19 protein-coding genes are annotated in these 22,862 nt (G+C 51.2%); 4 read left to right on the top strand and 15 right to left on the bottom strand.

Going from position 1 to position 22,862, the window contains the following annotated elements:
• Positions 1-31: 31 nt before the first annotated feature.
• From K7H09_RS01005 to K7H09_RS00990, 4 genes are all read right to left on the bottom strand, one after another.
• Entirely contained in the window at positions 32-1,090 is a 1,059-nt protein-coding gene (locus K7H09_RS01005; protein ID WP_230803228.1) for a phenylacetaldoxime dehydratase family protein, read from the bottom strand.
• Between the two features lie 87 nt (positions 1,091-1,177).
• Complete coding sequence (locus tag K7H09_RS01000) at positions 1,178-2,113, bottom strand: carbon-nitrogen hydrolase family protein (RefSeq protein ID WP_230803227.1); 936 nt, start codon at positions 2,111-2,113, stop codon at positions 1,178-1,180.
• Positions 2,100-3,605 (bottom strand): sodium:solute symporter family protein, encoded by a 1,506-nt coding sequence (locus K7H09_RS00995; protein WP_230803225.1) that lies wholly within the window; start codon positions 3,603-3,605, stop codon positions 2,100-2,102. Before K7H09_RS00995 ends, K7H09_RS01000 begins: the two co-directional genes overlap by 14 nt.
• Positions 3,598-3,846: a hypothetical protein gene (locus tag K7H09_RS00990; RefSeq protein ID WP_022522681.1), complete on the bottom strand. Its 249-nt coding sequence runs from the start codon at positions 3,844-3,846 to the stop codon at positions 3,598-3,600. The genes K7H09_RS00995 and K7H09_RS00990 overlap by 8 nt, the downstream gene beginning before the upstream one ends.
• Before the next feature lie 329 nt (positions 3,847-4,175).
• Between K7H09_RS00990 and K7H09_RS00985 the strand changes: the two genes are divergently transcribed.
• The 3 genes from K7H09_RS00985 to recD all read left to right on the top strand — a co-directional run bounded on the left by K7H09_RS00985 (position 4,176) and on the right by recD (position 11,577).
• Positions 4,176-5,075, top strand: a complete 900-nt coding sequence (locus K7H09_RS00985) for a LysR family transcriptional regulator (protein WP_027960112.1) — start codon at positions 4,176-4,178, stop codon at positions 5,073-5,075.
• 305 nt (positions 5,076-5,380) lie between these two features.
• Complete coding sequence (gene recB / locus K7H09_RS00980) at positions 5,381-9,250, top strand: exodeoxyribonuclease V subunit beta (RefSeq protein ID WP_230803220.1); 3,870 nt, start codon at positions 5,381-5,383, stop codon at positions 9,248-9,250.
• Positions 9,251-9,282: 32 nt separating this feature from the next.
• On the top strand, positions 9,283-11,577 hold the full coding sequence (recD, locus tag K7H09_RS00975) for an exodeoxyribonuclease V subunit alpha (RefSeq protein WP_414727636.1): 2,295 nt from the start codon (positions 9,283-9,285) through the stop codon (positions 11,575-11,577).
• Positions 11,578-11,763: 186 nt separating this feature from the next.
• On the opposite strand, the gene K7H09_RS00970 is transcribed toward recD, so the two are convergent.
• The 10 genes from K7H09_RS00970 to K7H09_RS00930 form a co-directional block, all read right to left on the bottom strand.
• Complete coding sequence (locus tag K7H09_RS00970; RefSeq protein ID WP_230803216.1) at positions 11,764-12,810, bottom strand: DUF4917 family protein; 1,047 nt, start codon at positions 12,808-12,810, stop codon at positions 11,764-11,766.
• A 39-nt stretch (positions 12,811-12,849) separates the two neighbouring features.
• On the bottom strand, positions 12,850-13,080 hold the full coding sequence (locus K7H09_RS24585; protein WP_414727635.1) for a super-infection exclusion protein B: 231 nt from the start codon (positions 13,078-13,080) through the stop codon (positions 12,850-12,852).
• A 175-nt stretch (positions 13,081-13,255) separates the two neighbouring features.
• On the bottom strand, positions 13,256-15,841 hold the full coding sequence (locus tag K7H09_RS00965) for an AAA family ATPase (protein ID WP_230803214.1): 2,586 nt from the start codon (positions 15,839-15,841) through the stop codon (positions 13,256-13,258).
• Between the two features lie 153 nt (positions 15,842-15,994).
• Positions 15,995-16,282, bottom strand: coding sequence for a DUF3892 domain-containing protein (locus K7H09_RS00960; RefSeq protein WP_230803212.1), 288 nt, complete (start codon positions 16,280-16,282; stop codon positions 15,995-15,997).
• A 288-nt stretch (positions 16,283-16,570) separates the two neighbouring features.
• The gene (locus K7H09_RS00955; RefSeq protein ID WP_230803210.1) at positions 16,571-16,816 is read right to left on the bottom strand and encodes a DUF427 domain-containing protein; all 246 of its coding nucleotides are present in this window, start codon (positions 16,814-16,816) and stop codon (positions 16,571-16,573) included.
• Between the two features lie 210 nt (positions 16,817-17,026).
• Positions 17,027-17,497 carry a phospholipase effector Tle1 domain-containing protein gene (locus K7H09_RS00950; RefSeq protein ID WP_230803208.1) on the bottom strand — a complete coding sequence of 157 codons (471 nt, stop codon included), beginning with the start codon at positions 17,495-17,497 and terminating at the stop codon, positions 17,027-17,029.
• 28 nt (positions 17,498-17,525) lie between these two features.
• Positions 17,526-19,148 (bottom strand): TIGR04141 family sporadically distributed protein, encoded by a 1,623-nt coding sequence (locus K7H09_RS00945; RefSeq protein WP_230803206.1) that lies wholly within the window; start codon positions 19,146-19,148, stop codon positions 17,526-17,528.
• A 114-nt stretch (positions 19,149-19,262) separates the two neighbouring features.
• The gene (locus tag K7H09_RS00940; RefSeq protein WP_230803204.1) at positions 19,263-19,565 is read right to left on the bottom strand and encodes a hypothetical protein; all 303 of its coding nucleotides are present in this window, start codon (positions 19,563-19,565) and stop codon (positions 19,263-19,265) included.
• A 206-nt stretch (positions 19,566-19,771) separates the two neighbouring features.
• Positions 19,772-20,095, bottom strand: a complete 324-nt coding sequence (locus K7H09_RS00935; protein ID WP_230803199.1) for a DUF427 domain-containing protein — start codon at positions 20,093-20,095, stop codon at positions 19,772-19,774.
• A 149-nt stretch (positions 20,096-20,244) separates the two neighbouring features.
• Complete coding sequence (locus K7H09_RS00930) at positions 20,245-21,132, bottom strand: DMT family transporter (RefSeq protein WP_230803197.1); 888 nt, start codon at positions 21,130-21,132, stop codon at positions 20,245-20,247.
• A 136-nt stretch (positions 21,133-21,268) separates the two neighbouring features.
• On the opposite strand from K7H09_RS00930, the gene K7H09_RS00925 reads away from it, so the two are divergent.
• Positions 21,269-22,210 (top strand): LysR substrate-binding domain-containing protein, encoded by a 942-nt coding sequence (locus K7H09_RS00925; RefSeq protein WP_230803195.1) that lies wholly within the window; start codon positions 21,269-21,271, stop codon positions 22,208-22,210.
• 97 nt (positions 22,211-22,307) lie between these two features.
• On the opposite strand, the gene K7H09_RS00920 is transcribed toward K7H09_RS00925, so the two are convergent.
• Complete coding sequence (locus tag K7H09_RS00920) at positions 22,308-22,754, bottom strand: winged helix-turn-helix transcriptional regulator (protein ID WP_230803193.1); 447 nt, start codon at positions 22,752-22,754, stop codon at positions 22,308-22,310.
• Positions 22,755-22,862: the final 108 nt, after the last annotated feature.

Genomic DNA, 22,862 nt, shown 5'->3' with positions numbered 1-22,862 from the left:
AGTCAGGATACTCTTAGCGACTAACAATATATTAACAACGCTCATAAAGCGTGCAAAATGGCAATATGCCAGTTTCAGGGTGGCAGTTGATGTACTCAAATGGCACGCCTTCGGTTAACAGGAAGACTTCATGCCAGGTGACCACTTCGCGCTTTTTGCCATATTGTCTGTTCTTCGCGATGGCATGGTCATAAATGGCTTTATGGGTAGGATGTGAACTGGCCCAGCTTTCCATCTCCTCCAAAGAGGCAAAGTAAGCATGTACCGAGGTTTCGTAACGCTCGTCACCACTATCATCAAGGTTTGACATGACCCTCAAGCAGAGCGTGCCCGTTTCCTCCTTATTGTCGAGCAAGTACTGCATACCTTCCATCAATTTGGGGCGTAATGACTCCTCGTAGTCGTCAAACTGCTCCTGCTTCGCCTCCCCCCAATACTGACCGGATCGAATCGAGGTCAGGTTATGAGGCACTTGAGCAAACAAACGTTGCCCGAGTGTCGTTTTGCTACCCGGTGCAGGCATCTTAACCTTAAAGGTGCTCGCCAGTGGATCCACCGCAGAAACCGGAAAGCGGTCACGGGCAGCGCCAAAATAGCCGTTGGTAGTCATGGGAACCACCTTGGTGTCAGGACAACGCCCCAACCCTATTCGATAGTTACCTTCCGAGTAGATCGTTTCATGGCGGTCATAATGGACGTGGATGGTCTCCCGCCAATAGCCGAACGTATCGTCAGTGCGCTGTGGCTGTGCGAGCCACTGGATAAACGCAGCATCCTGCAACCACTCCATATAGACCGAAGGATCGGTCCAGTAAGCGACCAGCACCGCATTGGTGTAGCCCGCTTCATCGGTAAAGCGCAGCGTTTCGTGAGCTTCCGGCGCGGAGTCGATAACAAAAGAGTCCCTGATACGGCTGAAAAACGCCGCTTGGTCATCCCAGGTAAGCTCGCGCCCCTGAATACCAAAATAGACACAGCAGAGTCGATTGACCGGTCGTGTCCAGCGCAATGTATAGCGCGGGGCCGCCGGTTCATGACCGGGAGGCCGCCGCTCGGGTACCACTCGGGGGTAGTCGATATGAAAAGTCATGGCAATACTCCATCTCAACGATGGCTGATCCAGTGGAGCATGAAACAGCCATCTGATGAGTTGATTTCACAGCAAGCTTAAACGTGATCAGTCACTTCTTACCGGCGACTTCACTTCTGTATCCACATGCAGGCTGAATACATCCGGGCGGGCATAGTGGCCAACCGGGTCGAAATCAAGCTTGCTGCGTACGATGACGTCCTGGGAGACCTCGGCATAGAGAATGCCCTCCTCGTTAAACAGAGGGCCGGCGAGAACTTCCCCCATGGGGCTTACGATTATGCTCGCGCCTCGCATCAGTATCGTTTCCGGCTCGCTCGCCGGTGCCAGCAGGCAGTCATAATCATCGGGAAAATCGCCCCGTGTCAGATACTGGCAGGCGCTTAACACGTAGCAACGTCCTTCAAGAGCGATATGCTGCATGCTGGCCAGCCACGTATCACGGTCATCGGCGGTTGGGGCACAGTAAACATCGACCCCCTTGCCATACATGGCCGAGCGCATCATGGGCATATAGTTTTCCCAGCAAATCACCGCGCCCACCGTACCTACACCGGTCTTGAAAACCGGCAGCGTCGAGCCATCGCCGAACCCCCAGATGATACGCTCACCGCCAGTAGGCATCAGTTTGCGATGTTTGCCCACCAAGCCCTGCTCAGGATCTATATACAGTACCGTGCAGTAGAGGGTATAGGCCGTACGCTCAATCACCCCCATGACCACGAAGACGTTATGTGCCTGAGCTGCATCAGTAATCAGGGCCAGCTCTGGCCCATCAAGGTCAATGGCGCTTCGGTAGTAGCGAAGAAACTCATCACGTCCCTCCTCAGTCCGTTTGCCTACCGGACTACCGAAGCTTGCCCCCTTAGGGTAGCCCCCCAAAAAAGCTTCTGGAAAAACCACCACCGTTGCCTTTTTGGCGGCAGCTTCACTGATTAACCTTGCCCCCTTTTCAGCGGTCAACATAGGGTCAAAGGGATGGGATCCCGCCTGAACGACGGCGACTTTTTTAGCTGATTGCATGAGCAGTTACCTTTTGCGTAGGTTGCTTGCCATAGAGCTGAGCGAACAGCGCATGGTAGTCATTGTCGCCGTTCACTGGCGCAGTCTGGGTAAAGCGACTAACAAGGGCCACCAACAGGCCATTGACGATGATTGCGCTAATCCCCGGGCCAAAGAACAGCGTGAAATCGGTAGCAGCGCTTACGAACAGTGTGATGACACCCACCACCATCCCGGTTAACGCACCAGCGGGAGTAATCCAGCGGAAATAGAGCATTCCCAGCGCGGTGGGTACCAGCTGCAAGCCAAGGCTGAAGCCCAGGGAGGCAACAGGCACCAGATAGCCAGCCCCGGAAGGGCTAAGGGCAAGCACCAGTACAATGCTGGTGATCAGCCCAATGACCACCTTATTGACCAGGCGCAAGCGCTTTTCACTCATCTCTTTATCAAAGAACCGACGCCATACATCCTCAGCCACCAGGCTTGCCGAAGAGAGCAACTGGCTGTTGATGGTAGAAATGGCAGCGGCAAGGATACCGGCGACCACAAAGGAGCCGAGAATAGGGGCATATTCAGCAAAGATCAGGGGCAGAATCGCATCGCTATTGTCCGCCGCTCCTGGCACCAGCCCAGGAATGTTGGCAGAAAGGCCTATCACCAGCGGAATGCAGGCCATCATCCAGGAGTTCCAGAACGGGGTGAACATGGCCACCTTGCCCAACACTTTCGCTGAATGCGCCGAGTAGAACTTCTGCCACATATGGGGCAACGCCCAGGCGCCAAAACTCAGCCCAACCCATAACTCCAGCATGGCCACCGGATTGCCTTTATTCGTCAATAGCTGTGGTTCAACTTCCGCCACGTTCTGCAGAAACGACCAGCCGCCCGCTTTACCGATGATGAAGACCGCCGTGAACACCAGTACTGTGGCAAAGAATGTCCCCATAAAGGCATCCGCCCATGCGGTGCCCCTGAAGCCCGCCCAGAGCACGATAAAGCCCACCACCACCGAGGTCACGATAACCCCAACGGCATAGGGGATAGCACCGCCGGTCAGGCTTTCCAGTGCACGGGCACTGCCCGTTACCTGAATCAGCATCACCGGCACTAAGGCGATGATACCGACGATGGAAAACAGCAAACGAAGCGTGGGGCTCGAGTAGTAGTGCTCTACCATTTGCCCAGGAGTAATGAAGTTAAAGCGCTTACCGATATACCAAATGCGCGTGCCAAACAGCCAAATAAACACACTGCCCTGAATGATCGCCCAGGTGGTAAAGCCCGCGAACCAGATCCCCTCCCGATAATAGACACCGAATGAACCCAGCAGCGTCCAGGTAGAAAAGTAAGTCGCCCCCATGGACATCAGCAGCAGCGCGGTATTCATGGAGCGCCCACCCACGACGTAATCGTCAATGGTCGACGCATTATGCTGCCGGGCACGCAGCGATATCACGACAAAGATAGCGATGAACGCGATCAGTATGATGATAGTGACAGCGGTGCTATTCATGCCCGCCCTCCTGATGCTCAAATGCATCAATACGTTCAGAGAGTGGCTTGAAGTAGAGTGGATAAAGTGCAATGGCACAAAGTGTCAGCACTATATTACAGGTCAATACCCAGGCCAGAGGAAGAGATAGTGGGCCTACCCACACCAGTTCATTGAGAATATTAAAGTAGGGAAGCCAGCTTCCGATAAGTGCCAATATAAGCACTAACCAGAACAACTTCCGATTCATTCCTGTCAACATTTAAGTCACCTTTAAGCGTAGAGCCAAAGCCAACATCTCTTTTTAGCTTTACTTGTTAGTTTTATAACAAATCGTGTTGAGCAAGCGTCTTGAATTTCCTTAAGCTATATTTACAGACCTGTTTACAGACACGTTTTTATACAAGCCTTCACATAGCTTACTGAGCTCACGATTGCCGCTATCAAGAGATACCCAAGTACTGCATTGCAGTAAGGTAGAGCATAGGGAGCGTCAGGGTATGAGAAAAACGCTATTGTTAGCACGACTCGTTGCCGAAAAGTGAACACCTACCTATATTATTGTTTTAATTAAAAAAACAGGGAACCAATATGCAAATTTCAATGTTCAAGTACTTTTTGACCGTCGCGGAAACGGGGTCGATACGCCAAGCGTCGCTCTCCCTTCATGTCAGCGCTTCGGCCATTAGTCGCCAAATCCAGAACCTTGAGCACAGCTTCCAGACAACGCTGTTCGATCGCTGCGCGGATGGGATGCTGCTTACGGAAGAAGGCAGGGTTCTGGCGCTCCACATGCAGCGCACCATGCGTGAAATGGAGCTGGCAAGAGCCAAGATAGCCGATATACACGGATTGACGGCAGGCACGGTGAGATATGCCACTATCGAAGGCGTTGCTAGGGCCTGGCTGTTCCCTGCCATTGCAGAGTTTCAAAAAGCCCATCCACTCGTCGAATTCAAAGGACGTATTTCAGGGGCAGAGGCCGTCTACCAAGCCCTTGAAAATGATCAGGTGGATTTCGGAATTACCATGCAAGATGACTTCTATCCTGGTATCAGTATCGTTGAAAAATTCACGACCCAATTCAAGGCGGCCATGCCTCACCAACACCCATTGGCCAAGCATAGTACGTTGAACCTGAAAGACTTAACCCCCTACGAGCTGACAATGCTCGACCCAACGTTCCATACTCGGCGAGCGCTTGATACCTCCCTGTTAAGGCTGGGCCTCACCGCAAAGATTGGCTTCGAACTCGACCACATCGAGTTGATCAAGGTGCACGTTATGCAGACCGGTAACCTCACCATATTACCCGACTACGCGGTGAGCCATGAAGAGAAGCACCAAACCATGGCCATTGTCGATATCGCAGAAAACGAGCTCCCCTCTGCAACGACTATCCTCTGTGTTCGCAGGGGACGTATATTGACTAAAGCAGCCGAGGCGATCATCAATAGCTTACGGAAACGCCCCATTACGCTGCCTTTATGACGACAAATAAAATATATAAAAGACGGCGGTCTCAATAACTAAGCCACGTCAGCTTTATATCCCTACTCAAGCACACTGGTTAAAATGCACTTTTTAAATTAAGAACCAGAATCTATTCAATAACTGTAAACAATGATGTGTATATAATGATTGAACACAGGCAGCCTGAAACAGCCATAGTAACGACTTCCAGAACAGCCCGACTTCTACCCAGCTACCTTCTCGTGTTCAAATAAGCGTTGGACAAGCCTCGTCCTACAGCGCCCTGCCGTGCTGACCAGTGAAATACTGCTCGGGATACCGCCATGCCTTCTATCACATCTCTTGACCCCCTGGGCCTCCCACTCCACGGCAGCCGACTGATAGAGGCAAGCGCTGGCACCGGTAAAACCTTCACCATCGCCCTGCTCTACGTGCGGCTAGTACTCGGCGGTCATAGCGTTGACGACGACACCGCGTTTATCCGCCCGCTCACGCCACCGGAAATCCTGGTCGTCACCTTCACCAACGCCGCCACCCAAGAGCTACGCGAACGCATCCGCAATCGACTGGTAGAAGCAGCAGAAGTATTTCGAGCTGAGGATACCGACCAAGCGAAGGGAGCAGGCCAAAGCGAGGGTCTTTTGCCAGGGATGGCAAAAGTAGCCCCCACGGATGGGTTCACGGCGCCCTCGCGTCGGCCTGCTGCCGAGCGAACTGCTGATCCGTTGCTCCTAGAACTCCGCGACCAATACGACCCCGCCACCTGGCCCGCCTGCTCACGGCGCTTGGCGCTGGCCGCAGAATGGATGGACGAAGCCGCGGTTTCCACCATCCACAGCTGGTGCTACCGCATGCTGCGCGAACACGCCTTCGACAGCGGCAGCCTGTTCTCCCTCAACCTGGAAAACGACCAGCGCGAACTGGAACAGGAAGTGGTGCGCGACTACTGGCGCAGCTTCTACTACCCGCTGGACAGCGACGCACTCGGCATTGTCACCCGCTACTGGAAATCACCGGACGACCTGCACGCCCCGCTGCAGCGGCTACTGCCCGAAAGCGAAGCCCTGGGCAGCGCAAAACCCGCACCCAGCGAGACCCTGGCCGCCACCCAAGCAGAGCGCAGCGCCCAACTCAGCGAGCTCAAAGCCCCCTGGCCCGCCTGGCTGGACGAGCTGGTGCCCGCCCTGGAAGAGGCCGCCACACGCAAAGCCTTCAAGGGCCAAAGCTTCAACGCCAAAAGCCGCGCCAACTGGCTAAGCGCACTACGCGAGTGGTGCGAAACGGATGCCGACCGCCCGGCGCTCACCGACGCCGCCTGGAAACGCATGACGCCCGACGGCATGGCCGACATCTGGAAAGAGGGCGCGCCGCCCTGCCCGCAAGCATGGGAAGCGCTGGCACAGCTACCGAAAGCGCTGGATGCCCTGCCCGAGCCACGCAACGACCTGTTGACTCACGCCGTACAGTGGTGCCGCGCCCGGCTGGAGCGCGAACAGGAGCGCCGCGCCGAGATGGGCCCCAACGACCTGCTCACCCATCTGGATCGCGCCCTGAAAGGCCTCAACAAAGATGCCCTGGCCGCGCAGATTCAGCGCCAGTTCCCCGTAGCGCTGATCGACGAGTTCCAGGATACCGACCCGATCCAGTACCGCATCTTCAACGCCGTGTATGACGTTGCAACGCCCCGCCGCGACAGCGCCATCCTGCTGATTGGCGACCCCAAGCAGGCGATCTACGCCTTTCGCGGTGCGGATATCTTCACCTACCTGCAGGCCCGGCACGACACCGATGGCCGCCACGTCACGCTGGGCACCAATTTCCGTTCCAGCAGTGCCATGGTGGCAGCGGTCAACCACTGCTTCAGCTACGCCGACCAGCATGATGCCGGCGCCTTCCTGTTCCGTGCTGATGGCGGCAACAACCCGCTGCCGTTCAACCCCGTCAACGCCAAAGGCACCAAAGATACGCTGGTACTCAACGGCAAACCGCTAGCAGCGATGACCCTATGGCCGCTGGAAAGCGACGAGCCGCTCTCCAAAACCGCCTACCAAACCGAGATGGCCGAGCGCTGCGCCTCGTACATGGCCGCCCTTTTGGAAGCAGGCCGCCAACAGCAAGCGGGCTTTGCGAAGGTCGCTGATGGCGATGACGATAACGGAGAGCAATCACTCACTCCGCTGGCCCCCTCGGACATGGCCGTGCTGGTCAACGGCCTGCAGGAAGCGCGGGCGATTCGCCTAGCGCTGGCCAGCCGGGGCATCAAGAGCGTCTACCTTTCCGATCACGACAAGGTGTTCAGCTCTCCCATTGCCCCGCAGCTAGCCATTTGGCTGCGCGCCTGCGCCGAACCCCAGGCCAACTCCCGCCAGGCGGAAGCCAAGTTGCGCGCCGCCCTGGCAACATCAGTACTTGGACTAAGCCTTGAAGAACTCGACCATCTCAACCAGAGCGAACTGGCCTGGGAAGCGCGGGTCGAGCAGTTCAGCGACTACCACCGCCTATGGCAGCGCCAGGGCGTGCTGCCGCTGGTGCGCCGATTGATGGTCGATTTTGGTATCGCCGCACGGCTGCTGGGCGAGTTCGCCGAGGGTGAGCGTTTGCTAACCGACCTGCTCCACCTGGGCGAAATGCTGCAGCATGCCAGCCAGGAACTGGATGGCGAACACGCGCTGATTCGCTTTCTGGCGGAAGCCATCGCCGACCCGGATAGTCACGGCGACAGCCACAAGCTGCGCCTGGAGAGCGACGCAGACCTAGTCAAGGTAGTGACCATTCACAAATCCAAGGGGCTGGAGTACCCGCTGGTGTTCCTGCCGTTTATCGCCAACCATCGCCCGGTCAACGACACCGACCTGCCGCTGCGCTGGCACGATAGCGACGGCACGCTGCAACTCAGCCTAAGCGCCGATGAAGCCACGCTGGCCACCGCCGACCGCGAACGCCTGGGCGAAGACCTGCGCAAGCTCTACGTGGCGCTCACCCGCGCCCGGCACGCCACCTGGCTGGGGCTGGCAGCGCTGAAAAGCGGCGAGAACAGCGCCATCGGCCACCTGATTAACGGCGGCAAGGCCATTGCCCCCAGCGCGTTTACCCACGCGCTTGGCGAACTGGTGGAAGGCAGCGATATCGCGCTAAATGCCGCCCCGGAACCCACCGCGCTGCGCTTCACCCCGGCGCCGGAACAGCAGGCACTGGGCCACGCCCGCACCCCGTTACGCCCCGCCCGAGAACAGTGGTGGATCGCCAGCTACTCGGCGCTGCGTACTTCTGGGGCGGTCTCTGGATCTAGCACCACCCCGCTGACAACGCCCGCGCCAGAACCCACCACGCCCCAGGAAGCCACCACCCTGGAAGTACTGGATGAGCCCCACGACAACGCCATTAACACCGAAGCGTTTCATTTACATAGATTCCCGCGTGGCCCCGGCCCCGGCACCTTTTTACACGGGCTTTTAGAGTGGGCGGGCCAACTGGGCTTTAACAGTGCGCTGAAAGACCCCGCCGCCCGGGAAGATATGCTGCGGCGGCGCGTGCAGCTACGAGGCTGGCAGGCATGGCACGATACTCTGGCGGGCTGGTTTGAAGAACTGCTCGCCACGCCATTTCCCCTGCCTCTTTCCACGTCCCCGTCCCTGAAAGAGCCTAGCGAAGGCAGCCAGGTAGCCCTATGCGAACTCGAAAGCTATCAGGTAGAACTGGAGTTCTGGTTTGCCGCGCACCAGGTACAAACGCGCAAGCTGGATGAGCTTGTCAGTGACCACTTACTGCCAGGGGTATCACGCCCCGTATTGGATTCCGACACCCTCAACGGCATGCTCAAAGGCTTTATCGACCTCGCCTTTGAGCATGAAGGCCGCTTCTATGTGCTCGACTGGAAATCCAACTACCTGGGCAGCGACGACAACGCCTATACCACTGACGCCCTACGCGATGCCATGCTCGAAAAACGCTACGACCTGCAAGCGGCGCTGTATATGCTCGCCCTCCACCGCCTGCTGAAAGCACGCCTGCCCGACTACGACCCGCACCAACACCTGGGCGGCTCGATGACGGTATTTCTGCGCGGCAGCCGCACCACCGCCCGCGGCGTACACGCCGTGCCCGCGCCGGTCGCGCTGATCGAAGCGCTGGATGCACTCTTTGCTGGCTCATCAACAGCGTCAGCAGCAAGCAACCAGGAGGCACTGGCATGAGTAAGCGAGACACGGCTTCCAAGAACGAGTCCATGAATCTAGACCTGTTCGCCGATGACGCACCGCCCGCTGCACTTGATTCAACCGCATCGGCAACACCACCGACAGAATCAACCGCCAGTGCTCCCCAGCCGCACCCCGCGCTCAGCGATACCGCCGCGCTATTCCTACTGTGTGAACGCTGGGTTTCCCGTGGCTGGCTGCGGGATCTGGATTTGGCCCTAGTGCGTTTTCTCGACCGCGAAACCCACAACGCCCCGCCGCTGCTACTGCTGGGAGCAGCGCTAGCCAGCCACCAGCTCGGCCGTGGCCACGTGTGCCTGGATATAGCCGCCACCCTGGAAGCGCCGGATTTTGCGCTTTCGCTGCCGCCGGAAGGCGACGACCTGAACGACCCGCCGCCGCTGCCCAGCCATGTGCTGGCCACGCTAACGCTGAGTGAATGGCAGGCCGCGCTCCACCACCCCACGCTGATCAGCGACGGCCCCGGTAATACACCGCTGGTGGTGAGCTACAGCGGTAACACCAGCAAACTCTACCTACGCCGCTACTGGCAGTTCGAGCAAACCCTACACCAGGAAATCGCCGCCCGATTAGCCTCCGCAGAACTGGATAAAACTGGTGGGAGGGAGCTTCAGCTCGCGAAGGGTGACGATAGTCACCCCCAAATACTCAAAAGTGCGCTGGATGCCCTATTCCCCGCCACCAACACCCTGGATTGGCAAAAAACCGCCTGCGCCCTTGCTGCACGCAGCCCATTCGCAATCATCACCGGCGGCCCCGGCACCGGCAAAACCACCACCGTGGTGCGCCTGCTGGCCCTGCTGCAAACTCTGCAGCTAGCAGAACCCAACGCTCACCCGCTCCGCATTCGCCTAGCTGCCCCCACCGGCAAAGCCGCCGCACGGCTAAATGAATCCATCGCCGGGCAGGTGAAAGACTTACCCCTTAGCGGGTTGGAATCTCTATTAGGTGAGCAGCCAGCCGCCTCCTCATCGAACGCAATAGACATTCCTACGGAAGTGACCACGCTTCACAGGCTGTTGGGTGCCAGAGCAGATACCCGCCACTTCCGCCATAACGCAGCCAACCCGCTGGCGCTGGATGTGCTGGTGGTGGATGAAGCCTCGATGGTGGATATCGAAATGATGACGGCGCTGCTTAGCGCCCTGCCCGCCAGCGCCAAGCTGGTGCTGCTGGGGGATAAAGATCAGTTGGCATCCGTGGAAGCAGGCGCCGTGCTGGGCGATCTGTGCCGCCGCGCAGACGCCGCCCACTACACACCCACCACAGCGCAGTGGCTGGCCGAACTTACCGACCACCCGCTGCCGGAAACATTAATCGACCCGGAAGGCCAGCCGCTGGACCAAGCCATTACCATGCTACGGGTAAGCCACCGCTTTACTGAAACAAGCGGCATCGGCCAGCTCGCCCAGGCGATTAATCAGCCGCTAAGTGAGGCATTGCGGGAACGGGATAAACACCAAGCCGTGCATGGCGTACTGAATAACGGATACGCCGACCTGCACCACTTGGTGTTGAAGCCCGACGCACAAAACGAAGACAGCGCCCTTGAGCGCCTGGTGATCACCGGCAGCCCGCAACGTTTTCCCAACGCAGGCGAAGGCCGCACCAATTTCAAGGGCGAGCCAATTGCACCACCCACCGGCTACCAGTACTACCTGAATACCCTAGCGAGTGAACGGCCTGATACATCGCTAGCGTTTGAAGAGAACGGCGACGTTTACGATGCCTGGGCGAAGCAAGTGCTGAGCGCCTATAGCCGCTTTCAGCTGCTATGCGCGCTACGCAAAGGCCCCTGGGGGGTAGAAGGCTTAAACCTGCGCATCGCCAAAACCTTGCGCCGCGAAAAGCTGCTGTTCGGCAACGACAACACGCTAGAGAAAGGTTGGTTCGAAGGCCGCCCGGTGCTGGTTACCCAAAACGATTACGGCCTGAAACTGATGAACGGAGATATCGGCATCACAATGGCGGTGCCTGATCCACGCACTCCGAGTAAATCATTACTGCGCGTAGCCTTTCCGACCAGTGATGCAGAAAACCCGATTCACTGGGTGCTACCTTCCCGCCTGCACGCGGTAGAAACCGTGTTCGCGATGACGGTACACAAATCCCAAGGCTCGGAATTCCAGCACACCGCCCTGCTGCTACCGCAAACGCCCAACCCAATTCTCACCCGCGAGCTGGTCTACACCGGTATCACCCGCGCCCGCGACTGGCTTACGCTGATCGAAGCTAAGCGGGGGATATTGAATGATGCGGTGACTAGGGAGGTTATGAGGGTTAGTGGGATGCGAAGGTTGTAATCAAAGTCGACATTATCGCTGGTGGTGTCGGTTTTCAGCCAGAAGGGGTCTTTTAGGCGACACTGATATAGTGCTTCAACGCCTCAATCACCGGGACACGAAGCGTAGTTGTAATTTATGCTAGTGGAGCGGTAGCGAATGCATAAATTGCAAAACGTAGCTTTGAGGCTCCGGTGCATTGACTTGTTATGTTCTACCCCATACATTTGCAGTTTTGACATCAAAGACTTTAACCTTTGTTTTGAACTTAGACTCGATTTGTTCAATGTGCTTTAAATCTTCATCTGAATATACACCTATATAGATACTCAAGAGCTTAGGAAATTCTTTCCTCCCGCTTTTCGCTGCTCGGTTAATCGCTTCAATAATATGATGATCATATTTTCCAAAATTAAATCCAAATACAACTAGAGTTCCTGTGATTTCTGACAGCGAGTCATAGCAATATGACAAGTAATGATTGTGCATTATGTGAGCTAGTTTTTGCTCACTATTACCCGCAGTAACAAATATTGGATACTCCCCATCATCCATCCGCGCACTAATCTTCTCGAGTAAATACGAATCATGATCATATTCTTCTTTGACAATTTGTGAGCCCGCATCAAAGAATGGCAATGCTCCATGTACATAGTATATGTTTTGATCTTTTTTATTTGGGCCCCATTTTAAATCGGACCATTCTATGTCATCCGGATCGATTCCTAGCTCATAATTAAGAGCTTCCCTTCCAAATCCATCTATGTGCCTGACGGATTTATTACGCATTAAAATCCAATAGAGAAGCAAATCATAATTAGTTGAAAAAACACTGCCTCCACTACCTAAGAAGATATTGATAAACTGTGCACAGGCTTTACTTTCTTCGTCAGGAACCTTAAAAACATGCTCGGGATGAAGTGATTGCACAGCATCCAACAAGCTGTTCTTCAGTTTTTTGTATGCAGATTCAATATTCTGCCTCAAAGAATCTCCACCTTCGAACGCATCAATCAAAGACAATAGATTATCTAGTTGCTGCATAATTAACTCAAAATTCTTTGTTTCGATAACAGATAGAATCTTCAAAAGGTCTTTATCTTTGAGCTTTTCGATAAAGTCATGGAGGGCATTATATGAGAATATCTTCTGGTCATATGCCATGCTGAAACCATTGCCTAAAAGAAGATGAAACTCCCTATCTGAGTTATTTTTTATCGACTTAACTACGTCATCGAACGTATCCAACTTCACTGAAAACTCCTTTCTCGATTGTAAACATAACGCTAAGTCTCAGAAAATCATTGCAGCTTTACGTAGTTCGTTTTCTAGCTCAGTCTGTTTTTTATTAGCAGCCTCTTCTTTTTTATGCCTGTATGCTTTGTACTTTTCCATAATGAATTCGAAGGCTGCAATAATTGACATTCCTATCGATAGTAAGAACGCAATTCCAATCCAAAGAGTGTAGCTTTCCTTAAAGTAAAGTAATGAAAGCTGCTTGAGGAAGTCGTCCTTAGAAAACAGTAGGATCCTGAAATAATGCCACCCAAAAAGTATGCTTTCTTTGGTAGCTTAAGCGCGCTTGCAATTGTTGATATATCCATAAATTTTCCTAAAAAAATAACGCTTTGCTCACCGAAAAATCAGGAGCGAAGCGAGTGAATTTTCCGCATACAGCAACAAGTTAAATGCTCCACCTCTAGCTTCGCTTCCGTTGATTTTGCAATTCATCATTGAAAGTGGCGAGGCTATCCAAATCCTCTTGAACTTCTTCAATCGTTGGAAATGGGTCGCCAATTGCTGGAGCACTATCATGACCTCTAAAATACGTACTACAGCGACTCATACCTTTCTCTATTCTATCGAAATCCGATTGAGTAATATCATCGATTATTTTCCTTAACCTATTGGTTTGAACTGCTCGACCAAATCTAGTAACAACTTGATTTAATAATTTCTCTTCAACTAGCCTTTCCCAAGCTTCTCGTAAATAACCATAAAAGTTATACGCGGCTTCTCTAAATTCTCGTTCGGTACCATCCGTATCAATCTTTCGAAGATCTCGAAGCTGCACATTAAGCTGCTTAATTCTTTTACTGGTTGTTAATGCATCCCATGGTGGGTTTTTTCGAACTAGGCCAGCTCGCTTCCTACTTCTTTCAAGGCAAATCTCATTTAATTCTGTAGCGCCCGTATTTTCTATTTCCTCGAGTAAAAGCTTATAGAAAACTATATCATGTGTTAAGACTACCACTTGTCTTTCAAGGGATTCTTCAACAAGCCTCTTTGCCACCTTATGGCTCCATTGATGACTAAGAGAATTAACTGGATCATCAAATACTACAGCTGATTTTCTTTTATCGGCTAACATTTCAGCAAGAAAGCAAGCAATACTGATACACCTTTGCTCTCCTTCACTTGCAACCTTTGAAACTAAGGGCTCATTACCATCTGATATCGCTAACTTTAACAATTGAGCGCCAGACCTTCCTCTGGTTTTTGGTGATACATTGAACCGGCTAAAACCAAATTTTTTTAGTTCCTTGTTAAAAGCATCAACCAAAGGGGTAATTACTTCTTCTTTGCATATTTCTGAATTTTTGTCTGTGATTGGTCTTGATTTACATTGTTCTTTCAAAAGATTATATTTAGCAACTAGCTTATGACGAAGTAAGTTATATTTAATATTTTCCAAGTTATCTCTAAATAACTCCTTATCTATTAGCTCCTTATATTCTTGTTCTTTTTTTTCTATCATTGAGTCTGCACTGTCATCTTCTGGAATCGATTCTAGTTTAGTACTGATATTACCTATTAATTCTTTCAGTCTTTCCAAAGGGACTAAATCAAGAGCATCAGTATTTTCAGGCAAGGTATTTGTAGTAAAGCTCGACTTCCTTAACTTCAATTCACTTAAAAAGCTTTCTATATCAACTCTGAAATCAACAATGTTTTCATCAGCTAAAGCTATAGCACTTTCATATGGCGCTAAATCAAACCTATAGTCCTTAATATCTTTCTTTTCTCTATCTAATATCGCTTTACTTGTTGAAGAAATCGTTACTGTATTATCTGCCAAAAAATCGATAAAAGTGGCCATTCTCTTAGATGAAACATCCCCAATTTCTTGCAAGCATAGCGGGCAATTATCCTTTTCTTTGGGGGGGAATAAGGTGGTTGAAGGTAAGGACTTTATAAATATTTCTGCCGAGTCCCACATAACTTTCCAATTTTCATCACCAACCCCAGAAATAGGTAATCCAGAGAATGTTCTATCCTTTACTTCATCTGCCAACTGCTTCTTCTTTATAAAGTCGCGCTCTTTTTCCTTTAAGCTATCGAATTTATCGTCATCAACTACCGACTTAGATTCAACAAGGTATTGGTAAAGAGGTTTTAACTGTCTAATTGAACCTGATAATTCCGTCTTTATTTGTTTTGGTGACTTCGCCTTATATAAATCTATTTCTTTCTTCAGCTCTTCAATTTTTAAAATATTATTATCATCAATTGCGTAGAAGTCTAGCTCTTCGATTCCCGTAGAAGCAGATAATTGGTTTATAAATAAACCAGTTTTTGTATCTGAAAAAGTAGGCAAGCCAACAAAGCCATTTCCAGCCATTGTTTCTTCGGCCACTTGCCGATTAACATAATCAATCGCTTCAGCTAAATCTTCTAAAAGATGCAATCCACTGGGTTTATAACCCAATTCATCTTCGTTCGTTACAAAATGTGCAGCTGCATCACTATCAAAAACCCTTATTGATTTTAAGTTCTCATTACTCTTAAAACTTAGATTCCAATTATGTTCATGAGCATCTTCATTAACATTTATTGAAATGTTTGCTGAAGTGGGCTTGTCGGATTTTTCAAATACATTTCCTAGAATTTTAGGTGTACCACCTCTAGATAAACAAGCATGTTTAATTATTCTTGAGTAAGATGATTTTCCCGCACCATTATCACCGTAAATTATAGTCATTCCACTTTTTGGAAAAGATAACAACTGATCTTCAGACAAAGCTCCGACATTTACGACAGTGTCAATCTGCTTCAATGTTACCTTGCCAGCTTCTTCATTGAAGCCTGAGGTATCTAGTGGCAGGCTCAACAGCTTTGATATTTCCTCATCAGAAATAATATCATGCTCTACTAAAGATACTTTATAGATTTCATCAAAATGTATAGGAGATAACGCGCCCTCACTTAATGACAATTTCACTGAATGTTGCCACCATAGCGGTTTATCCTTGATCCAATCAGCAATGTTTTCCACTGGTGTCATTTATAATAAGTCCTTACTTCAGTAAAATAACGATCTATATACTTTCAGGTGAGATTTACCTGATAGGGCATTTAACGCCAAGCTAAGCGGCGGCCCGTCAGTGCCGTCCGGTGGAGGCCAAAGGCCGGAACAAACTTAAGCGCCTTGTTAAGCCTATGGGCACTCAGGCAAGCTGAGGAGATTGTTTGGCTGCTCCCCATCATTTTGAGTTTTCAGGTATTTTCTGCCGCTTGCGCTTTTCGCAACAACTACCCAGACTGACTCGCCACCAACGCTGACGTAAAATTTCCACTTTCCAGCCTCAATGCCTTCAATGGCTCGGTCGAGGCTGAGTTTCCATCGAGTACCATCGCCGTTTACACCGCCGATGCTGCTGATCCGCTCGTGAGCACTTTGCCGGTTAGTCTTATTGATACACTTAACTTGATGATTAGCAGCCATTTCTTCCTCCTTGAGGGTTGTAAGGCTTAACAGCGTATTAGACGGCGCGTTCTATGATTGAATGAACGTGCTGGCACTTTTTTCCGGCAAATGCAGCCTGCCAGATTCTCCCAAGCCTATGATTCTTCGAACTATGTATTTCCATTAGGCTATATATCCAAAACTCGCGCTCCTGCTGCATTTCCCGGCATGACCGCTTTGGGTTGAAAAGAGTCATTCGCGCACTTCTTCATAAAAGGCCATCCTGCCCGCTAGAGGCTCCATACCTTCAATCGGCTCCACATAACTTCAAGCAATATCCCGACTTTCATCCAGTGAAAAATACACCGTACGCCCTTTAAAGGGGCAATAAGTGGTGGTTTCTGAAGGGGTGAGTAAGTCCATGCGCACATCTTCACGTGGAAAGTAGTGGCGTGGCGGGTAGCCGTGTTCGCGGAGTTCCAATGTATTACTGGAGTCGGCTATCAGAATGCCATCAACCTGAACGTGCATGCGCTGCTTGCTTGGATGAAGCGTTATGCGGGCATTCTGCATCGTCAATTCCCTGCGGCGTTTTTTTTCGCTCTAATACTTCGAGCGTAGCAGTTCATTTAGATTAAGCCTACTTTGAATACTTAGTTTTTAGTCGATAGTGGCCACTTCGTGATCTAGGTCAGCCATCGCTTCCATGCGACTGCTTATGGCGCCTGGGTGAATGCGGCATAGCGCCAGCTCGTAGCCTGCGAGTCAAAAGTGCCCGACCGCCTACTCCTCCGGTGGGAAAAGGTGGGCATCGGTCAAGGTACGTGGCCGGTACTCGCACGTATTATCGGCCCAGCGCTTCCAAACACTCTCATCGACTGAAATATTCACCGCACACTGCCCTGGCATCACTTCCGAATATTGTCGGTAAAATCGGCCGTCAGTTGTCTTTCCAAGGCGTTTGTATCTGGCGTAGAACCCCTTCAGGAAATCAGAAAACGAATCTTTGGGTGCTGTCTTCCAGGCATCCTCAGCAACTTCGTAGGGTGCCAGTTTTAGGCCTGCCTTTTGCGCCTTGGCTAACATCCAGCTCAGCGATATATCGGCCAGTGTGTCGTCAGCGCCATAGCCGCCGCCTACATTGGCGTGGGCGCCGATAAACCAGCACTGCTCTACGTCGATAGCACCTATGCACGGTAATTCTTGTGTCGGCCAAGAGAGGACATTCAGCGTGGGCTGATATAACCTCCGCAATCACGCGCTTGTCGCGTGCTTTGCATTCTTATACGTGATCTCGCTCTATCTGTGAGGCGCCGGCGATCTTTACAGTAAAGCCTCGCTGCGAAAGGTTTTCATAGACCCGTGTAAGATTCACCTTGCTGAAAAACGGCAAATTTTCTTTTAGGCTTTGTCCGTCAGCACCCAAGATCAAGAAGATAACTTCGTACTCGGAACTTCTAATTGAATTTAATGGCACGAGATCTCTTGCTCGAGGATTGACGCGCCGAAGTACCGTTCTTGCTTTTTTTCGAAATCCCTTGTCCCCCAACATTACTTCAGCCGACACACTACCTTGCGCAAAGAGATGGCTCAATCCTGCTGATCCTCCCTTCCGGTGCTTGACGTGAATAAGCTGCTTACCTTGGGTCAGTAAATCACACAATTCAATTGGTGAGGTCGTCTTTGTACACTTCACTAACTTTTTATCTAAAAGAAAAAACCCTTGTGCCGCCGCGGCTCTTTCATTGTAGTCGCCCTCGGTCTCAATCTTGTTTTTTCCATCTTCTTCCCAAACGTAGACTCCGGGGAACTTTAGATCACTTAAGGCGACCATAGCCAGTGTTGAGTCGACTCCATTCATAAATGACTTATCTATCTCATACCAATTTCCACCAAATATGATTTTTTTTGTATCTCCAGTATCTAGTTCCAAGTACAAACAAGAGTAAACTGAATGGCCGAACTCGTTTTCATGGACATCGGTTACAAATAGTCGGTCTCTTTTAATCGATTCAATTGTTACAGAAGCCATGTCCACGTTATTTAAATATTGATCCGCATCAATAGTCGGAGTCAGTTCATTCTTGGATCTAGTAAAGCTAAAGCCTATAACCTTGTCCCATTCAATGATTTCCGGAAGTGTAATTATCAGCCCCAAGTCTTTGTTCTTCACCGCATCCAGTAACAATCCATCCAGCGCTGATATAGTGTCACCATCCTTAATACGGCGAATATTGTCTACCCAGCCAAACGAGTTTTTATATAAATCAAGTGCGTAAAAGGAAATTAGCTGTGAGGCTACACGAGGCATTTCTTCGACTATCATTTCCTGACTGAAGGAATAAATCGCATCACCACCAGAGATATTCTTGAACCCCACTCCAGCACGTGGTGAACCAGTGACTGCCCGGAGAACATCACGAAAGATATCGATACCGAAAACACTCGCTTCAGAGCCTCGTGCGGCTTGCGATCTTTTCTGGATAGGCTGATCTTCAAGCGTATGCAGATCAACACTTCGAAGGCTTTGATGGTTAAGAGTATTTAACGCTGTCTTTAAGCCGAAATCCTGCTGAAAGCACCCTAAATTGAGAAGAAACCGCCCGTAACCGAATGTGAAGGCTAGCACTTTTCTATCTACACGAATAAGGAATACGGCGGAGCTCGATCTATTTGAGAGTTGATCAACTTCTGTGCCAACCAAGGTGTCAATTAACGGAGCCCAACGAGGTCTCTTTTCCTCTGGTTTTTTCACATATATAACACCATCAAATTCGTGAGCCTCCTCTATTGCTAGTTCGGATACTTTTGCATCGGGGCTAAGAAGGTCGCGGTATTCGCTATCTGAAAACTCGTCCTTCGCCAAAAGTACGTTCAGGCGTCTGTATGGCTTTTTCGCAGGCATAATTCCTCCTGTAATGCATAACACCCCAAGCAGGTGCAATTACATGCAGGCTAAAATATGGGACGAAGTGACGAGAGCATGCATGTAATTGTCTCGCTGACTTGGTTTTTTAGCTTACATACCTGCGTCAGCTAATTTTTTTATGTAAGCCATAGCTTTCAAGTGAGTAGTTTTAGCTTCATTGTACAAAGCATAAACAGCACCATGGGAAAAGTACTTACCTACATTATTTATTTCGCCGCCAGTATAACCGAAATTTCTTAGATGCTCGGTAAACTCTTCATCCCAGCTCTCTATCCAAGTTGAAGACAACCCAAGTCCATCTTCATCAGAAACAATACCACTGCCATTTAACTGTGCAGCGACTTCACCTTTCAATGTTGCGTCCCACGCAGAAAAAGCTTCGAATTTAGTCATTGCTAATCCTTGTAATCTATCAGTTTTTAGTGAGCATGCGTGCTTTTCTGGCCACCATTACTCTGATCACCTATCTTTAATGCATTGTTTTTCTCAGAAATATAAGTACGCAAATCACAGCCCTTACCAGAAAAACGCGCACCGGCAACTAAAAACATCTATGGATATGTGATTTTGACAAATGTCCGCTCAGGGTCGAAAAGGCGTCATTTGCTAATTTGCTCATAAAACGCCACCTTACCCGTTATAGCTTCCATCCCTTCAATCGGCTGTTCGTAGCTCCAGGCAATATCTTTATTTTCGCCTAACGAGAAATACACCGTGCTGCCTTTAAACGGGCAGTGGGTCGTCGTTTCTGAGGTGTTAAGCAAATCCATCCGCACGTCTTCGCGTGGGAAGTAGTGGCGTGGCGGGTAGCCAGTTTCGCGTAGTTCGAAGGCTTGGCTGGAGGCGGCAAACAACTTGCCACCCACATGCACCTGCACGCGTTGGCTAACGGGGTGAAGCTCGATGCGAGGTGCCTGTGGCATTAGATTGTTCCCTGCGGCTTTTTTAGCTCTAGTAAAATGAGCCTAGCAGCAAAGTTCGTTGAATCCCATGCTCGACGCATCACACTTTAGGCTACGGCCATGACCTGCGTCATGTTTTTGCCACTGCTCTCTAATTCACTACGACTGCCCTAACACTGCGGTGCTCTCGCCCTTACCTGAGTGCTCAGAAACAGGCCGATGACAATCAGCCCAGCCCCAATGAAATCCGCCATGCGCAACGGCTCCCCTAGTATTAGGTAAGCAAGTAGTACACCGAAAAACGGATTAAGAAGGTGGTAGCTCGATGCCATCGAGGCGCCGCTGATTCGAATCAGCACTAGCCAGAGACTCATCCCACCGATAGTGACGACAAGTACCAGATGTGCAATCGCTATCATCGTAGCGGTAGAAGGCACGGCAAGCGGTTGCCCGAATACCATTGCCATGGGAAGAAGAGCGACAGCGCCAGCAATGGATTGCCAGAAATTAGCCTGCAAGATGGGCAGGCCTGCGCCTTGACCGCGGAAGAACACGGTGCCACTGGCAAAGGCAAGCATACCCCCAGTTGCCATAAGCACTCCCCAGACATCAACCTGCATTCCGCTAGCAACGCCAGAGATGATCACCACTCCCACTAACCCCAGCGCCGCGCCGAGTAATTTCATTGGGGAAAGAGGTTCTACGCCCCACCATGCTGATAGCAAACTGGTTGCCAGCGGTGCACAACTGACAATAACAATAACGACCTGGGGGCGAACCGTCTGCAATGCGGCAAAGCTCAGCCCCAGGTAAAGGGCGTTGTTAAGCACGCCGAGCAGCAATCCGCGCCTGATAGCGATGCGATCGCCATGAGTTGATACCCGGAAACCGCCGCAGCTAAGGCAAATAGGCAGCATCAGTAACGCACTCAATAAAAACCGGATGGTGAGCAGCGTAAAGGGGTCGAAATCAGTCAGTGCAATGGCACCGGCTATAAATGCCGAACTCCAAACGATACTGAAAATGACCACCAAACCAGTTAATACGAAATTATTCATGCAGCCCCCTTAAAAGCGCCATCCTGCTTTTGCACCATCACCATGAAACTGATGGTGCATGGGAGTTACATGTAGTGGAAATTAATTATTAACCATTCATAATCAGTTAAATTAATATTAAGTATGGAGAGATAGTGTGTTTGATTGCCAACCTTCCCCCTTGGGCGATAGGCGAGTCACGCTGGAACACCTGCGCGCTTTCGTACTGTTGGCCGAAGGCAATGGTTTTCAGCAGGCAGGTCTTCAGTTGTACCGCAGCCAGTCAGCGGTCACACAAAGTCTGAAGCGGCTGGAGGAAATACTCGGCTGCAAGTTACTGGAGCGTCGCCAAGGCCACATCCTTGGCTTGACGGCAGACGGAGAGCGTTTTCTTCCCGCCGTCAATGAGATACTTGCCCGTACGTCTGAAGCGGTGAGTGCCATGCAACAACCCGAAATCGCCGGGCGCCTGCTGATTGGTGTTCCCGATGATTTCAAGGTGGTGGATCTGCATGGTGCTATTTCCCGGTGCGCCGAGCTAAACCGCAATCTGCGTCTGGAAGTTGTCTCTGCGCTCTCCTCGCAACTGCTCCACCAGCTCGATAACAGCGGACTTGATCTCGCCATCTTTAAGTGTGTGGGAGGCTTCACGCCAAGCGACCCACGTTGGCAGTGTCGTCTGCTGCGGCGAGAGCCCCTCCACTGGGTGGCCGCTCAAAGGCATGATTTTGACCGCATGTCTGATATACCGCTTGTTATCTTTCCTGACGGCTGTTGCTACCGAAGCGCAGCGCTCGCCGCATTGGATCAGCCCGGAAAGCACGGCTACAGCGCCTATGTCAGTGCCTCTTATGACAATATCCGTGCCGCTGTGTCGGCTGGTCTCGGCATCGGTGTGCTGCCCGCCAGTGCGCTTGCTGAAGACCACATTATTCTAGGCAAGCGGGAGGGATTTCCGGAGCTGCCGATGGTTGAACTCGTGATGGTTCAGGCGTCACAGAAGCGTGCCACCCAGCAACTGGCGGACTTCCTCAAGCTTTCTTCGGCAATGAAATCGCAACATATTAGCGCCACTCAGGCCGATGTCACCCAGCCCTAGTACCGGTATCAGTTGATGCCAATCAGCCAGTGGTTAGCCCACATGGCGTATTTCCTCCACCGTTTTGGGCAATGGCCGTCGGGCTAAACTAACGGTGCTACTGAAGCTTTCTTACTATCGTGTCATCCGGGGCCAGTACATCGCCATCACCGGCCTGAGGGGCCATATAGGGCACCGGCTGCCCTGTTGACTTGTCGATAAGCTGGGAGTGCTGCTCGCTGTGTGAAAACAAGTTGCGTTCTCCCCACTGACGCAGAGCCACCACCACAGGAAATAGACTCTCGCCCTTGGCTGTCAGTACGTATTCCTGATAGGCCGTGCCATCAGATGCAGGCCGAGTTTCCAGGATATCCGCTTCAACTAACCGACGCAGACGTTCGGCCAGAATATTGCGAGCCATGCCCAGGCTGCGCTGAAAGTCACCGAATCGTCTCATGCCGTCAAAAGCGTCTCGTACAATAAGCAGCGACCATCGATCCCCGATAACGTCGACAGAGCGTGCCACCGGGCAGGTTTCAGTATGTGTGGATTTGCGGCGGGGCATGATATTTGCCTTCCATGTGTTTATGGCAATCTATGTAGTTGCATTTTAAAACCAGGTTACCTACCATCCAACTAGTTTTTATTTGAAACCAGCTGAATGAGAGGTGGC

Source organism: Halomonas sp. IOP_14 (assembly GCF_021021315.1).
In the GTDB taxonomy this organism is placed as follows: domain Bacteria; phylum Pseudomonadota; class Gammaproteobacteria; order Pseudomonadales; family Halomonadaceae; genus Vreelandella; species Vreelandella titanicae.
Note: the sequence above shows the minus strand (reverse complement) of the source record. Positions and strands in the feature narration are given on the sequence as shown.

Excerpts from the sequence above, each read along its gene's own strand:
- K7H09_RS01005 (WP_230803228.1), bottom strand. The coding sequence starts at position 1,090 with ATGACTTTTCATATCGACTACCCCCGAGTGGTACCCGAGCGGCGGCCT.
- K7H09_RS01000 (WP_230803227.1), bottom strand. The coding sequence starts at position 2,113 with ATGCAATCAGCTAAAAAAGTCGCCGTCGTTCAGGCGGGATCCCATCCC.
- K7H09_RS00995 (WP_230803225.1), bottom strand. The coding sequence starts at position 3,605 with ATGAATAGCACCGCTGTCACTATCATCATACTGATCGCGTTCATCGCT.
- K7H09_RS00990 (WP_022522681.1), bottom strand. The coding sequence starts at position 3,846 with ATGTTGACAGGAATGAATCGGAAGTTGTTCTGGTTAGTGCTTATATTG.
- K7H09_RS00985 (WP_027960112.1), top strand. The coding sequence starts at position 4,176 with ATGCAAATTTCAATGTTCAAGTACTTTTTGACCGTCGCGGAAACGGGG.
- recB (WP_230803220.1), top strand. The coding sequence starts at position 5,381 with ATGCCTTCTATCACATCTCTTGACCCCCTGGGCCTCCCACTCCACGGC.
- recD (WP_414727636.1), top strand. The coding sequence starts at position 9,283 with ATGAATCTAGACCTGTTCGCCGATGACGCACCGCCCGCTGCACTTGAT.
- K7H09_RS00965 (WP_230803214.1), bottom strand. The coding sequence starts at position 15,841 with ATGACACCAGTGGAAAACATTGCTGATTGGATCAAGGATAAACCGCTA.
- K7H09_RS00960 (WP_230803212.1), bottom strand. The coding sequence starts at position 16,282 with ATGGCTGCTAATCATCAAGTTAAGTGTATCAATAAGACTAACCGGCAA.
- K7H09_RS00955 (WP_230803210.1), bottom strand. The coding sequence starts at position 16,816 with ATGCAGAATGCCCGCATAACGCTTCATCCAAGCAAGCAGCGCATGCAC.
- K7H09_RS00945 (WP_230803206.1), bottom strand. The coding sequence starts at position 19,148 with ATGCCTGCGAAAAAGCCATACAGACGCCTGAACGTACTTTTGGCGAAG.
- K7H09_RS00940 (WP_230803204.1), bottom strand. The coding sequence starts at position 19,565 with ATGACTAAATTCGAAGCTTTTTCTGCGTGGGACGCAACATTGAAAGGT.
- K7H09_RS00935 (WP_230803199.1), bottom strand. The coding sequence starts at position 20,095 with ATGCCACAGGCACCTCGCATCGAGCTTCACCCCGTTAGCCAACGCGTG.
- K7H09_RS00930 (WP_230803197.1), bottom strand. The coding sequence starts at position 21,132 with ATGAATAATTTCGTATTAACTGGTTTGGTGGTCATTTTCAGTATCGTT.
- K7H09_RS00920 (WP_230803193.1), bottom strand. The coding sequence starts at position 22,754 with ATGCCCCGCCGCAAATCCACACATACTGAAACCTGCCCGGTGGCACGC.